The organism is Pedobacter psychrodurus (assembly GCF_032678585.1).
GTDB lineage: Bacteria > Bacteroidota > Bacteroidia > Sphingobacteriales > Sphingobacteriaceae > Pedobacter > Pedobacter psychrodurus_A.
Window position 1 is genome coordinate 15,403 of the sequence record NZ_JAVTSN010000038.1, and the last position, 14,471, is coordinate 29,873.

Consider the following 14,471-nt stretch of genomic DNA (forward strand, 5'->3'; position numbering starts at 1 on the left):
AGGTGATCGCGATATTATTTTAGCCGCGGACAGTGGGCTATTATAAGTGTAGTCCTCTTTTTTTGAGGTAAATCATCAGTTCAGAAGGCCTGTCGGTCTGAAGGAAAATGGGCCGGTAGGCAATCAGCCAACCCCAGCTTTCTTCCTTTTCGTTTTTTTCCACCGCACGGTCATCATCATGTCCCCCATTGAGTGATGGCCATAAACTGTTCAGCCAGATCAGGGGTTTATTTTTTGTTTCTTTTAAAGACTTTAGGTTAACTAAAGTATCAGTATCAAAAATAGGCTGAATGACCGTTTTTTTATTTGACGCATAAGAGCTGATCACCGCCTGCATATCTTTGTTCTTTGCATTTACAACCACCATCAGATACGCTTCTTTTGGAACGGTGTTTTTTGCTGTCAGTTCTCCATATGGGATGTTATCGCCCACGTTAACAATGGCCTGATCGATGGTAGAAGTTTCGCGCAGCACCTTAAATACCATATCGAGATGATCATTTCCTTTATCCACATTGATCAGGATTTTGCCCTTGGCCGCCAGCATCATCTCGCGCATAGTGGGAATCTGATGTTCGGTAAGACGCCCAAGGCCATTTTTTAGCCTGAACTTTTTCAATTCTTCCAGGGTATAATCCCCTACCTTTCCTTTACCGTTTGTGGTCCGGTCGATGGTATTGTCATGCATCACCACCATCACACTATCACGGCTCATTTTCACATCGAGCTCCATCAGGTCAAAGCCTTTTTCGATGCTGTTGGAAAGTGCCTGCATTGAATTTTCGGGAGCGTTTCTCCAATCGCCCCTATGCGCAGCCACTAGTACCGTTTTGTTTTTCTGCTGAAAAACCGCACTGAGTTTTTCGGCCGGACGCTGTGCAAAGGAAACAGATGTGAGGGTTGCGAATAATAATATATTGCTAAGGATTTGGTAATTGTTCTTCATAAGGATCAAAAAATGGCCTGAATGCCAGTGAAGGCAAAGGTATCAACATGAGTTTAAGCTGGTGTTCGCTGCATGTTAATTTAATGTTCTTCTATTGAATTGGGCGGCAGATCACTCCGTATAAGCTCATTATTTATTAACGCATTGATAATAATGATGGAATATAGCATAGGAATTAGCCCCTTAACTTTGTACCCGAAAAGCAAAAATTACAACATCTCATCAAAAAATGAACAGCTATTGGACGAATGATAAAAGCCGTTGGTCGAGAATTACACTGCGTTGGTATAAAGATCGAAAACCGCTGCAACGTTTTGCCCCTTCCTGCGTCTCATTATCAAAACAATCACAAAAACATTTTATAAAAATATAAATAACAGCATTATGAAAACTTCAATCTCAACCCTAACAAAATCTTTATTGGCAGCTGTAGTATTAAGCGCTTCAATCTTCTCTACTGTTGTATCAGCAGAAGAAAAACAACCCGTTAAAATTTCTGCTCCGAATAACTTTGACAAAGTTGTGGTAAGCGGAAACGTAGAAGTTACCCTGATCCAGAATGGCAGGGAAGGAGTAAGTTATAACGACGACAATACCGGAAAAGTAAAAGTGATACAGGATGGATCTGCATTAAAAATTACCTCTGCAGATAACAGCCCTGCAAAAATTACCGTTTATGTAAAAAACATTTACCGCGTACAGGCATCGGATGATGCTGTTGTAAAAACTGATGGCAAACTGGAGGTAAAATATCTTCAGGTATTTTTAAAAGGAAATGCAGTTGCAGAGATCAACTCTAAAACAGAAAGTTTATATACCATGATGGAAGAAAGAGCAGATCTGAAATTGACAGGTGCTACAGGTGATCACATTCTTGTAATGGGAAGCACCCCAACATTAAACTTGGACAGATTTGCAGCATTAAAAACAGAGGTGAGCACACCGAAAACAGGTGACATCCAAACTGCTTCTTTAGCAAAATAAAAAATAATACATTTTTCTTTTTAAAAGCGACAATTGGTTTGTCGCTTTTTTTATGCCCAATAAAAAGCATTTTATATTTTTCCAGGCACAAAACATATATTTACTTTTTACATCTTATAACTCTCACTTGATAAATGAAAAGTATCTGGAAAATTTTATTGGTTTGCAGCTGTGTTTCCTGCCATTCGAATTCAGAAAGGAAAAACAGACCGATCGTTTCCAAAACTGTTGAAAAATCAGTTCCATCAACAAAAATCAATAAAGTTGAGCCAGTTTCAAATGGCACTATGGAATTTGTATCCTATAATGACGATGGGGATTATTTTTTACTGAACGCAAAACAGAAAGAACAAACATTTTCTTTTATCAACGACAGTAACGACGACAGAAGCCTTTTGAGGGGTGACATTATTGATATCGCCTGGAAAAAGGATAGCATTTATATCGCAGGAGACGGTGAAACCAGAGTAGAAGCTGAACGGATCATTTCAGTAAAAAAAATAAAGGATGGAAATGTTTCCAGATTTAGAAAAGACTATCCGCAGCCGCTCAAATACACCTGGCCTCAGGAAGAGCACTATACTAAATCATATTTAGACAAACTCTACATCCTCACAGAATATTATATTGCAAATTCGAGCAATGCGCTATTGAAACAGCAGATCAAAAAAAAGGGCGAGATAAGTTACTCTATCGAAATGCAGACCAGGGAAGGAAAAGAATACATTTTGCTATCCATAGCAGCTGTTACCGCAGAACATGCTGAAGCCATTCAGTGGCTGTACATTGACAATGACACGGACCTGATTTACGAGTATGACCTGCCGCAGGACCGGCTGGTAAAATTTAAGTAGAAAAATTCTTACATCCTGAGGATCTACCTGACATCACAACCCCTTCGCAGATGTTAGTTACTCAAAATGCACCATAAAGACGGCCTTCTTTAAAGAAAAAGGTTCTCCGGGTTATTTCAGTACCGGGAATAGACTCCCATTGTGTAATAATTAACCACAGTGATCATGAGATTATTGGAAAAATGATTTCGACCGGATCAGCAGTAACCAGGTTTAAAACAGGCGAAAAGTTGGTGTAGGATGCATGATCGATCGAGTAAAACCTGCCCAGCATGCCAGGACGGGGAAGAACAGTTCTGTGAATACTTTAATGGCCAGACAATGAACTAAAAGGCTACAAGTAAGCCAGATCCGGAGTTCAATACCTTTGGCGGTAATTCGAACAACCTCGTTGCCCAGGAAAAATCCGTAATGACCAGATCCGAAAATCTCAAAATAAAGTCAGTAGCTCCTATTCTTTGTGCCGGGGTAACAACCTATTCACCACTTAAACATTTTGGTGTGAAGACCGGGCAAAAGCAGGTATAATCAGTATTTGGGGGGCTTGGTCAGGTGGCCATAAAACTGGCCAAAGCGATGTTTGAATTTATATCCAGGTATGCATCCCGCTTGTTTTATTTTATTGCGCTTATAGTTACCTTAGTTCTGCAAATTAGCACTTATGCAAAAAATCCCACAAAAACATCATTCCTTATTAAAAACGTATTTGTTTATTGTTTTTGTTTTTTTGGCAGAAAATGTTTCAGCCCAACAGATTTTTAAGACAGGAGATATTGTTAAACTAAAAAAAAATCTTCGCAACAGTATAGATCCTCAATCTAAAGTTAAGGCCAGATTGATGATCGGATCCTATTACCTTAAACTGAGACATGGACAGGATGCCACTGATATGGACTCTGCAATTGTATATTTCAACGCCGCGCTGGCAGACAGCAAGAGCCTGCATCGTCCAGCATTAACGCTGACAGTTGAAGCACTTTGCATGCTTGGCGAGGTCGAATTTGCAAGGAACAATGCCCACGAAGGATTTGATAGGTTTAATGAAGCGTTAAATTATCTCAGGGATGGATCAGACCGACATCGTAAGGCGATGATAATGGCAAGAGCCGTTAAAAAAATCTTCTCATACACACAAAATCGCGTCGGGGCTAAAATTTACATAGATAATGCCATGTCAATTTTTAAAGGCGAGCGTAATTTCAAGGCAGCTTGTGAGATGGCCTATTATGATACTTATTTTATCATCAATGTTGATAGAAAAAATGTTAAAAACATAGCTCAGGCTTATATTACTGAATATAGTAAATATCAGGCACCTGCAGTGGGCAGGTTATATTATCTACTGGCTAAACTCGAGAGGTATGACGGTAACTTAAACCTTGCGCTACGATACGTTTTACAAGGTATAGACTGGATGAAAAAAAATTATGACTATGAGAGGCAAGATCTATACTATGGAGAACTTGGGTTGATTTATCAGGAACTCGGACAGACTGAAAAGAGCATCATGGCATATAAGAAAACTTTATACCTCCGTGATACGATATACCTGAAACAGGAATTCCTAATCAGGACTGTAGGATTTGTGACAGAAGGACTTATCAGGCTTAAAAAAAGTAAGGAAGCACTTTCTCAGATCCTGGCTTATGAAAGGCGACATCCGCCGGATGGGAAACATGAGGCTGCTTTCATTGCCCAGATCAAAGCAAATTGTTATAAAGCGTTGGGGAAATATGGTTTAGCAGAAAAATATTATCTATTCGCAGAAAAAAACTATAACGTTCCTGGCAACGAGATGGCCTACATCGCCAGGCAGGATCTTGGGCGCTTTTATATTGAAACCGGTAATTATTCAAAGGGAGCATTTTATTTAAAAGCTGCCCTTTACCCGGGAATTCCTGCTTCACGCAAAAAAGAAATTTTTTATCTCCTGCATAAAATTGATTCCGCATCAGGCAACTATTCCTCAGCACTGAAAAATTATAAAATATTCAATCAGTTAAACGACTCCATTTTCAATGTAACCAAGATCCGGGAAGTAGAAAAGCTTCAGGTATTATACGAAACAAAACAAAAGGAACAAGATATCAGAATACTCAAGCAGCAGAGAACCATCCAGAACAGTTCATTAAAGCGGGCGGAATTTACCCGGAATGCAACTATTATTGGATTATGCCGGCTAGCAGTTATTCTCATTATTCTTTACATGAGTTATAGGAAGAGCCTGTCATCCGGTCGTGAAATCAACAGGAAGAATAATGAACTCAATGACCTTGTAGCCGAAAAGCAGTGGCTAATCAAAGAAATTCACCATCGGGTCAAAAACAACCTGCAGATCGTTACCGCACTTTTACATCGGCAATCGTCGTTCATTAAAAATAAAGTTGCATTGAGCATTATTAAAGATAGCGAACATAGGATGCAATCTATAGCACTAATCCATCAAAGGCTTTATCAAACTGACGATATGGTATTCATTGATATCCATACCTACATAGCTGACCTTGTTGGACATTTTAGGGAGAGTTATGGACTGGAAGATAATATACAATTCAGAATGGAATTGGCACCATTAAGACTCAGTTTAACAAAGACGATGTGATGCGGCTGAACCCCGATAATCTGCTGGAAAAGATCGAACGGGATAAAATCAACAGGATATATTTGCCTTTCGTGGCACCTCAATTTCTTGCGGAAACAGCGGGAAGCATTGGTACATTCCCTTCTGCCATGCAGGAGGTCATGACAGCAGGAGAGCAGTTGAAGATTACCCCACAGATTGAGAATTTCTTCAAAGCAATTCCCGGCTGCGTCCTCTATAACCAATATGGTCCTACGGAATGCCATGTAGTCACACAATTGAAACTCAGCGGAGATCCTGCCAAATGGCCGGGTCTGCCAAATATTGGTAATCCTATTGACAATACAGAAATTTACATTACCGGTGAAAATATGGAGATCCTCGATGATGGAGAAATCGGGGAACTGTGCATTGCCGGAGCAAGCCTTGTTTCAGGATATTTGAATAAACCTGAGCTCACCGGTCAGAAATTTTTACAACTAAATATTGAGAACAACCGGCAGACCCGTGTATACCGCACCGGAGATCTGGCCAGGGTTTTAAGCGACGGCAACCTGGAATTTATTGGCCGTAACGATGACCAGGTGAAAATCCGGGGATACAGGGTTGAGGTTGGTGAGATTGAAGTGATGCTCAACCGTGTGCCAGGGATCGCGCAGGCCGTCATTATAGCAAAAGAAGATCACAACAGCCAGAAAAGACTGGTGGCGTATATTTCATCTGCTAACGGGCAGGAAGATACCGGTTACGTAAGAGCGGAAATACAGCACAAATTACCTGTATATATGATCCCTTCAGTGTTTGTATGGATCAAGGAATTTCCACGGACAAGCAGCGGCAAAATTGACAGGCTGGTGCTCCCTGCGCCAGATCAGCTTCATTTTGCAAACCAGAGCACTTGTATTGCGCCGCAGACAGACACAGAAAAACAAATTGCAAAAATCTGGGAAGAACTGCTCCAGATTAAGGATATCGGAATAGATGATAACTTTTTTGAAATGGGGGGACACTCCCTGATTGCGGTACAGTTCATGATCCAGATTGAAAAGACTAATAGTCATGGCCTGCCCCTGGCTACCCTTTTTGAATATCCTACAATAAGAACTTTGGCCAGATTATTTGACGGACAGAACAAACCAACAGCCTATACCCCGCTGGTACCAATTAAACCTTCGGGCTCAAAAACGCCTATCTATATCGTTCACGGTGGTGGTTACAATGTATTAAACTTTAGCGGCATCGGATTACACGTGGATACCGAGCAGCCTGTATTTGGTATCCAGGCGCAGGGGCTTGATGGTATCGAAGAACCAATGGACAATATGGAAGATATAGCAAGGTACTACATCGAAAGTATCCTTGCGCAGAACCCCACAGGCCCATATGCACTTGCAGGGTATTCATTTGGCGGCTATGTGGTGATCGAAATGGCAAGGCAGTTGCGGCTGATTGGACATGACATTAAACTACTTGCAATTTTTGATACCAACGCAAAAAATCTCGATTTCCATGGAAATGGGATGACTGTATATCTGGAGAAAATAAAAAAACAACTGCCAAAATTCTGGTGGATAGTGAAATCATTTATCCGTAACCCCAAAAAGACCCTTAAGTACCAGGGCTATTGGCTTTCTAAAAAAATAAACTTTATACCGGGAGTGAATCATGCTGCGGAACATCCCGACGGCGCTATTTATGAGATTATGCGTAGAATTGATGAGAAATACGAGATCGCTTACCAGGCCTATAAACTTACTCCTTTTGATGAAAAAATTCACCTGTTCAGGGCAACTGACAATATCTATTTTGTAGAAGACTACAAATATCTGGGTTGGAAAAAATATGCAAAAAAAGGAGTTGAAGTTTATGATGTTCCCGGAGATCACAAAACCATGCTCCTGGCTCCATACGACAAATCCTTTGCCAGAAAACTGCAGGAAGTATTGGATAATGTTTCATAAGTAAAAGCATTGGAAAATTATTACCTATACTGCGGGGATATCAATCTCAAAACAGACAACCGGTTTCCCGACAGATCTGAAGGCGTAATTAATATCTGTACAATAGATATCGATAGTCTGCTCCCTGGCCTGGCAGGACTGAAGCAATTACTTAATAAAGAAGAAGTAGCCCGTTCTGCACGTTTCCATCAGGAAAAAGATGCGCAGCAGTTTATCATTACCCGTGCTGTATTAAGGATACTGCTGGCAGATGCATTGGCTTTGGACCCAAAGGAAATTGATATTATTAGCGCTCAAAATAAAAAACCATTTCTTGCCAAATACAACGAAGTTCATTTTAATGTATCCCACTCAGCTAACCGGGCTGTTATTGCCATTGCAAAACAAGCTGTAGGAATAGATGTGGAATTCCTGAAAACCGGTTTTGAATACCAGTCTATTGTAGAATATGCATTTTCGGAAACAGAAGCAGTTTATTTACAAAAAAGTAATCATCCGCATCTGGAATTCTTTCGCTTGTGGACCAGGAAAGAAGCTTTTCTGAAAGGACTGGGGAAAGGCTTGATCAATGACCTGAAACTGATCAGCTGTATAGAGGCCAGAAATGAAATCCCAGCGGTGATTGGTACAGTAGCTTGCGATTGGGAGGTGAGCACTTTAGTACTCGGCCCCGCTTATATCATGAGCATTGCATTTGAGCGCGCTTTCTCCTTCAATCAAGTTAACCTGTTTAGTTTTTCCCATGATACAGTTTGATTTTTCTTATCACGCCTGACGACATTGACAAGCAAATAATGCATCAAAAAAAACGTTTTGAATGCACTCATGAATATAAAAAGGCCAGGATTAATCCCATTATCCCTCAGAACACAGTGATCATTCAAAATGTTTTAAAACGATCTGTTCGATAGAGAACAATATGTAATCAAAAGCAATACCTCTTGTCTTGAAGAATCGATAAAAGATTATTTTTTATTATCACGCCTTAAGAACAGCTCCTTAATCTTTTAAAACCTGTGTAAAAACATTCCTATTGGCCGATTTATAAAAGCCGTTCGTCGAGAAATACACTGCGTTGGTATAAAGCGAGGAAAACAGCTGCAACGTTTTGCACTTACCAGCGTCTCATTATCAAAACAATCACAAAAACATTTTATAAAAATATAAATAAAAGCATTATGAAAACTTCAATCACAACCCTAACAAAATCTTTATTGGCAGCTGCAGTATTAAGCGCTTCAATTTTTTCTACTACTGTATCGGCAGAAGAAAAACAACCTGTTAAAATTTCTGCTCCTAAAAGCTTCGACAAAGTTGTGGTAAGCGGAAACGTAGAAGTTACCCTGATCCAGAATGGCAGAGAGGGCGTTAGTTATAACGATGACAATACCGGAAAAGTAAAAGTAATCCAGGATGGATCGGCACTAAAAATCACATCAGCCGATAACAGCCCTGCAAAAATTACCGTTTATGTAAAAAACATTTATCGCGTACAGGCCTCGGATGATGCCGTTGTAAAAACTGATGGCAAACTGAATGTAAAATATCTTCAGGTATTTTTAAAAGGAAATGCTGTTGCGCAGATCAACTCTAAAACAGAAAGTTTATATACCATAATGGAAGAAAGCGCAGACCTAAAATTAAGCGGTTCTACTCAAAACCACAGTCTGGTAATGGGAAGTACACCAAAATTAAACTTAGATAAATTTGCTGCCTTAAAAACAGAAATGAACTCTCCAGCTACCGGCACAACACAAACGGCTTCATTATCAAAATAATCAACAAAAATATAATGCTAAAGAGCGGTGGAAAATAATCCATCGCTCTTTTTTTGTTCATCCAGTGCGCACTAATAAATCGTTTTACTTATTTTTACCACCACATAAAAAATCTACATCAAGAATAATACATTCAGAGTGGATGGATAGCCAAATATCTCTTTCAAAAAATGTTATTTTGCCGCGTCCTATGGAAATTTTAAAGATGAAAAAATATACATATACCTTACTGAGCGCTATCCTTTTGCTTAACATCTGCATCAACCCGGCAAATGCCCAAACGCAAAAACAACCTGTGGATTATGTTAATCCATATATCGGCAACATCAGTCATTTGCTTGTACCCACCTACCCTACGGTGCATTTACCAAACAGTTTATTGCGGGTTTATCCGGAGCGTGATAATTTTACAAGCAATACCATCGATGGCCTTCCTGTTGTGGTAACGAGTCACAGGGGAAGTTCGGCTTTCAATCTGAGTCCTTTTCAGGGTGATATAAAAAATGCCAGTAGTGTAATTTCCTACGGCTACGACAATGAGGTGATTAAACCTTATTACTACCAGGTCGACCTGGATGACTATGGTATAAACGTACAGTTTGCCCCTTCACACCAATCGGGAATTTATGCCCTCCACTTTTCGCAGGAAAATCTTCCCGCATATCTGGTTTTGAATACCAGAAACGGAGAGCTGAAGGTTAACCAAAATATAGTGAGCGGTTTTCAGAAACTGGGCAACAACACCAAAGTATACCTTTATTTGGAAACCGATTTATCGCCCGTTGAATCAGGAATCCACAAAGGTGAAACGATTGATTCGAAAGAACAGTTTACCTCAGGGCGTGATGCTTATCTGATTTTAAAATACCCAACAAATAGCAAACAGATCAAAGCGCGTTACGGTATCTCCTTTATTAGCGTGGAGCAGGCGAAAAATAATCTCCGCCGCGAAATAAAGGATTATAACCTGGATCAGGTGGCGCAAACCGGAAAAAGTATCTGGAATGCAACCCTTGGAAAAATTATGGTAACCGGAACTGATGAAACAGCCAAAACCATCTTTTATACTTCTCTTTACCGCACTTACGAACGGATGATCAGTTTATCCGAAGACGGAAAATATTTCAGCGCTTTTGATGGAAAAGTGCACAACGACAATGGTGTTCCTTTTTTCACCGACGACTGGATTTGGGATACTTACCGCGCAACACATCCGCTGCGTGTGATTATTGAGCCTAAAATGGAAGGCAATATGATTAATTCTTACCTGCGCATGGCTCAACAGATGAACGACCACTGGATGCCGACCTTCCCGGAAGTTACCGGCGATAGCCGCAGAATGAACAGTAACCATGGTGTGGCCACCATTATTGATGCCTATAACAAAGGTTTGAGAAGCTTTAATCTTGAAGAAGCTTATCAGTATTGTAAAGCTGGCATTACCGAAAAAACCTTAGCACCATGGTCATCGAAAAAAGCGGGTGTTCTAGATCAGTTTTTTAAGGACAAGGGATACTTCCCAGCCTTACCTGCCGGAGAAAAAGAGACTGCGCCAGAAGTTCATGATTTCGAAAAACGCCAGCCAATAGCCGTAACGCTGGGTACAGTGTACGATGAATGGTGCCTGGGCAGTATCGCCCAGAGGTTGGGTAAAACCGATGAGGCAAAATACTTTTTAGATAAAAGTTCAAGCTACCATACTGTATTTAATACCGACACCAAATTTTTTCACCCAAAAGATGCAGAGGGCAAATTTATTAAACCGCTGGATTACCGTTTTTCGGGAGGACTTGGCGCAAGAGAGACTTACGATGAAAATAACGGCTGGCTTTACAGATGGGACGTTCTGCACAATCTGGGCGATCTGGTTAATATGATCGGTGGTAAACAGGCCTTTGTTGATGAACTGGAGAAAATGTACGATACGCCGCTTGGAAAAAGCAGGTATGATTTTTATTCCCAGTTGCCTGATCATACGGGTAATGTTGGTCAGTTTTCTATGGGAAATGAACCTGCCATGCATATTCCTTATTTGTATAATTATGCTGGACAGCCATGGCGCACCCAGAAAAGGGTCCGCAGTTTACTTACCCAATGGTTCCGTAACGATCTAATGGGTATCCCCGGTGATGAAGACGGCGGCGGCCTGACCTCTTTTGTGGTATTCTCAGAAATGGGTTTTTACCCTATAACCCCGGGTTTACCCATGTATGTGATTGGAAGCCCAACATTTGCCAACGTAAAATTAGATCTGGGAAATGGCAAAAAATTTGAGCTGAACTGTATTAACTATGCTCCTGAAAATAAATATATCCAATCGGCAAAGCTAAACGGACAGGTTTGGAACAAATCGTGGTTTTCTCACGAGGATTTAATGAAAGGCGGAAAATTGGAACTGGTAATGGGGAAACGCCCGAACAAACTTTGGGCATCTGATGACAGTTCGCTTCCACCATCATTTAAAATGCCAACTAAATAAGCTAAGGATTAATGCGGGGAATAAACGATAAATGGTGAAGGCCTTCGGAATATTTCCCGCTTTTTACAGAAAACGCTGTATAAGTTCATCCAATTCCCCATCTAGCGAAATTTGAGGCCGTTTCTCTCCCGCTTTGGCATACCAATAATCGGCATTCCAGATATCGCCTTCTTTACGGTGCAGGTAAGCATGAATCCGGGCTGAGGCGCGATCATTTAAATGATCGACCTGTTTGTGGGCGGTATTCCAATCGCCCTTTGCATCGTACCATAAGGCCAGGAGCTGGATAGATAAGTCACTATCAGGGCTATCCTTTTCTAAAGACAATTTAAATTCTGATATATTTTTCATTAACGATGGATTTCTATTTAAGCGATTATACAAAATAAACATAGAAGTTGCTTATATGAAAACATTTTCTCAGCTGATTTGTAAAAACAGGCTTAATGTTTAATTTTGCGGCCGTAATTAAATTTGAAACACAGAACAGTTTCAACATCTTATACCAAAACAATATAACCACAAAATGGAAGAAAACGATTTTGTTTCCATCTGGCTTGAAGAAACCGGAAATCCGGCAATTGAGAAATTAACAGAGATGAATCAGCAGCTTGCAGCTAAAACTGCAAAAACCCAGGCTGAAAAAGGTTTATCAGATCTCGACCTCGCTACCTTACTGGATATTAATCCGGATGAAATCAAGAGATGGCTGATTGGGAAACATCCTTTTAGTGCCAAAGTTTTGAGCGCGGTTGCTGCAGCTATAAATGATGTTCCAAAGCCTGAATTTTCGTAAAACATTTTAAAAATTGTGATGCGAAAAGGACATAAACAGCGTCAAATGCATCTCATAAAAAAATAATTTTCGGCCGATATCCTGTTCATTTGCCCGCTATACAACAGGTTTACAAAACACTAAAAAACAAACATTTACAGCAAAAACAAACTTAAATAATAAGCTGTTTTCTTTGTTCATATTCTTTAGCTGCTTTATTTGTACCAAAACCATATCCTGCTAAACTTGTTGTAAAAATGGACACAATAGTAACGTCCCTTTAAAAAAACAAGTTATGGATTCAGGAACAATTGTATATAGTAATTTAGAGGAGCTCTCAAAAAGTATTTATCAATTAACTGATGGTGAAGCTGATATTAAAGGCTGGCCCGTTAGAAACGAGGCCGGAGATGCGGTAGGTAAAGTGCGTGATCTTTTATTTGATCCAGAGCAAAATGCGGTTAGATATGTTATTGTAGAACTTGCCGATCTGGGTGAAGATCTGGAGGAAAAAGCTGTACTGATCCCGATCGGACTGGCTGATTTGGGTGAGGATAAAAAAGAGGTAGTTTTACCCGATATCCATTTAGATCAATTTAGGGCATTGCCAAGGTATATCATCGGTGAGGTAACGCCTCAGATTGAGAACGAAATCCGTTCGGTGATCGGAAGCCCTGCGGCATTGCGTATAGAAGATGAAATTGTAGAGATCGACCGTGCAAATTTTTACCGTCACCACCATTTTGACAAACAGAATTTTCCAGAAGGAAATCCCCGCAATCAGGATTCCGGAACAGAAATTTAATAATAAATAGTATACGGTTGCAGGTGCACATACGTCATCGACTGTTGCAAAATTTAGGTCAAAACGGGGACTATCGATCAGATAGTTCCCGTTTTCTGTTAAAGCCATCTGGCTTATTCCCCATTTGGGCAAAAAACTAACCCCCGGTTTCCATCCGGGATAAAGATGATACCAGAAAATCTGCATCATAAATCTTTTGTTCGCCCGATTTTAAAAGCTGTTCGTCGACAATATAGTAGTGTTGGTATAATACCCCTAATTCTGTTGCAACGTTTCTGTCCTACTGGCGTCTTATCATTAAAACAGAAACAAAATATTATAAAAATATAAAACAACAGCATTATGAAAACCTCAATCAAAACCCTAGCAAAATCTTTATTCGCAGCAATCGTTTTAACTTCATCGATCTTCGCTACCACCGTTTCAGCAGATGAAAAACAACCGGTTAAAATTTCTGCACCAAACAGCTTTAATAAATTGATCGTAAGCGGAAATGTAGAAGTTACCCTGATCCAAAACGGCAGAGAAGGCGTAAGTTATAACGACGACAATACCGGAAAAGTAAAAGTAATCCAGGACGGATATGCACTTAAGATCAGCTCGGAAGATAAAGCCCCTGCTAAAATCACCGTTTATGTAAAAAATATCTACAGGGTTCAGGCATCAGATGATGCAGTGGTAAAAACAGACGGGAAACTGAACGTGGCCTATCTTCAGGTATTTTTAAAAGGAAACGCAGTTGCACAAATCAACTCAAACTCTGAAAGTTTATACACTGTAATTGAGGGCAATTCGGACTTAAAATTATCTGGTGCTACCAAAAACCACAGCCTGGTAATGGGCAAAACCCAAAAATTAAACCTGGATAAATTTGCATCATTAAAAACTGAGATGAACACACCGGAAGCTATGATACAAACTGCTTCACTGGCTAAGTAACCTTATCATATATATTAAAACGAGGCTGTGATAAGCCTCGTTTTTTTTATGCCTGCTTTTTTTGACGCCATCAAATTATTTTATTTTTTATCCAGTTTCTCCTTTATAATCAATTCCAACTCTTCTTTAAAGTGTGCATTGAGTTTTAGATCTGTTCTGGCAGAGGATTGGAATATATTACGGACCACTTTGTTAATGGTAATACTTTGCTGCATGAATGTTCTGCAAATGGAACATCCGGCCAAATGTATCTTCAGCTCGAGCTTTTCTCTGATTGTTATAGCCGTTAGCTGCTGTTTTTCTATTAAAAATGTCGCTTTGCGACAATTATAGGCTATTTTTCGGATCTCTGTCTCTTTCATTTTTCTC

13 protein-coding genes are annotated in these 14,471 nt (G+C 40.0%); 10 read left to right on the forward strand and 3 right to left on the reverse strand.

Features of this window, described 5'->3' with window-relative positions; genetic code table 11:
• Window positions 1–40 precede the first annotated feature (40 nt).
• The gene (locus R2S57_RS21945; RefSeq protein WP_316847085.1) at window positions 41–946 is read right to left on the reverse strand and encodes a glycerophosphodiester phosphodiesterase family protein; all 906 of its coding nucleotides are present in this window, start codon (window positions 944–946) and stop codon (window positions 41–43) included.
• Between the two features lie 384 nt (window positions 947–1,330).
• On the opposite strand from R2S57_RS21945, the gene R2S57_RS21950 reads away from it, so the two are divergent.
• The 7 genes from R2S57_RS21950 (at window position 1,331) to R2S57_RS21980 (ending at window position 11,583) form a co-directional block, all read left to right on the forward strand.
• Window positions 1,331–1,930 carry a GIN domain-containing protein gene (locus R2S57_RS21950; protein ID WP_316847086.1) on the forward strand — a complete coding sequence of 200 codons (600 nt, stop codon included), beginning with the start codon at window positions 1,331–1,333 and terminating at the stop codon, window positions 1,928–1,930.
• A gap of 134 nt (window positions 1,931–2,064) precedes the next feature.
• Window positions 2,065–2,784 carry a hypothetical protein gene (locus tag R2S57_RS21955; protein ID WP_316847087.1) on the forward strand — a complete coding sequence of 240 codons (720 nt, stop codon included), beginning with the start codon at window positions 2,065–2,067 and terminating at the stop codon, window positions 2,782–2,784.
• 661 nt (window positions 2,785–3,445) lie between these two features.
• Window positions 3,446–5,386, forward strand: coding sequence for a histidine kinase dimerization/phosphoacceptor domain -containing protein (locus tag R2S57_RS21960; protein ID WP_316847088.1), 1,941 nt, complete (start codon window positions 3,446–3,448; stop codon window positions 5,384–5,386).
• Complete coding sequence (locus R2S57_RS21965; RefSeq protein ID WP_316847136.1) at window positions 5,386–7,326, forward strand: non-ribosomal peptide synthetase; 1,941 nt, start codon at window positions 5,386–5,388, stop codon at window positions 7,324–7,326. The genes R2S57_RS21960 and R2S57_RS21965 overlap by 1 nt, the downstream gene beginning before the upstream one ends.
• Before the next feature lie 9 nt (window positions 7,327–7,335).
• A complete protein-coding gene (locus tag R2S57_RS21970; RefSeq protein WP_316847089.1) occupies window positions 7,336–8,082 on the forward strand; it encodes a 4'-phosphopantetheinyl transferase family protein in 747 nt (248 codons plus the stop codon).
• Window positions 8,083–8,504: 422 nt separating this feature from the next.
• Entirely contained in the window at window positions 8,505–9,104 is a 600-nt protein-coding gene (locus tag R2S57_RS21975; protein ID WP_316847090.1) for a GIN domain-containing protein, read from the forward strand.
• A gap of 205 nt (window positions 9,105–9,309) precedes the next feature.
• Window positions 9,310–11,583 carry a GH92 family glycosyl hydrolase gene (locus tag R2S57_RS21980; protein WP_316847091.1) on the forward strand — a complete coding sequence of 758 codons (2,274 nt, stop codon included), beginning with the start codon at window positions 9,310–9,312 and terminating at the stop codon, window positions 11,581–11,583.
• Between the two features lie 63 nt (window positions 11,584–11,646).
• Here R2S57_RS21980 and R2S57_RS21985 read toward each other — a convergent pair whose 3' ends face one another.
• Window positions 11,647–11,934: a hypothetical protein gene (locus tag R2S57_RS21985; RefSeq protein ID WP_316847092.1), complete on the reverse strand. Its 288-nt coding sequence runs from the start codon at window positions 11,932–11,934 to the stop codon at window positions 11,647–11,649.
• A gap of 175 nt (window positions 11,935–12,109) precedes the next feature.
• On the opposite strand from R2S57_RS21985, the gene R2S57_RS21990 reads away from it, so the two are divergent.
• The 3 genes from R2S57_RS21990 to R2S57_RS22000 all read left to right on the forward strand — a co-directional run bounded on the left by R2S57_RS21990 (window position 12,110) and on the right by R2S57_RS22000 (window position 14,102).
• A complete protein-coding gene (locus R2S57_RS21990) occupies window positions 12,110–12,379 on the forward strand; it encodes a helix-turn-helix transcriptional regulator (RefSeq protein WP_316847093.1) in 270 nt (89 codons plus the stop codon).
• A 274-nt stretch (window positions 12,380–12,653) separates the two neighbouring features.
• A complete protein-coding gene (locus R2S57_RS21995; RefSeq protein WP_316847094.1) occupies window positions 12,654–13,163 on the forward strand; it encodes a PRC-barrel domain-containing protein in 510 nt (169 codons plus the stop codon).
• A 342-nt stretch (window positions 13,164–13,505) separates the two neighbouring features.
• Window positions 13,506–14,102, forward strand: coding sequence for a GIN domain-containing protein (locus tag R2S57_RS22000; protein ID WP_316847095.1), 597 nt, complete (start codon window positions 13,506–13,508; stop codon window positions 14,100–14,102).
• 80 nt (window positions 14,103–14,182) lie between these two features.
• Here R2S57_RS22000 and R2S57_RS22005 read toward each other — a convergent pair whose 3' ends face one another.
• On the reverse strand, window positions 14,183–14,464 hold the full coding sequence (locus tag R2S57_RS22005; protein ID WP_316847096.1) for a hypothetical protein: 282 nt from the start codon (window positions 14,462–14,464) through the stop codon (window positions 14,183–14,185).
• Between the last annotated feature and the right edge of the window lie 7 nt (window positions 14,465–14,471).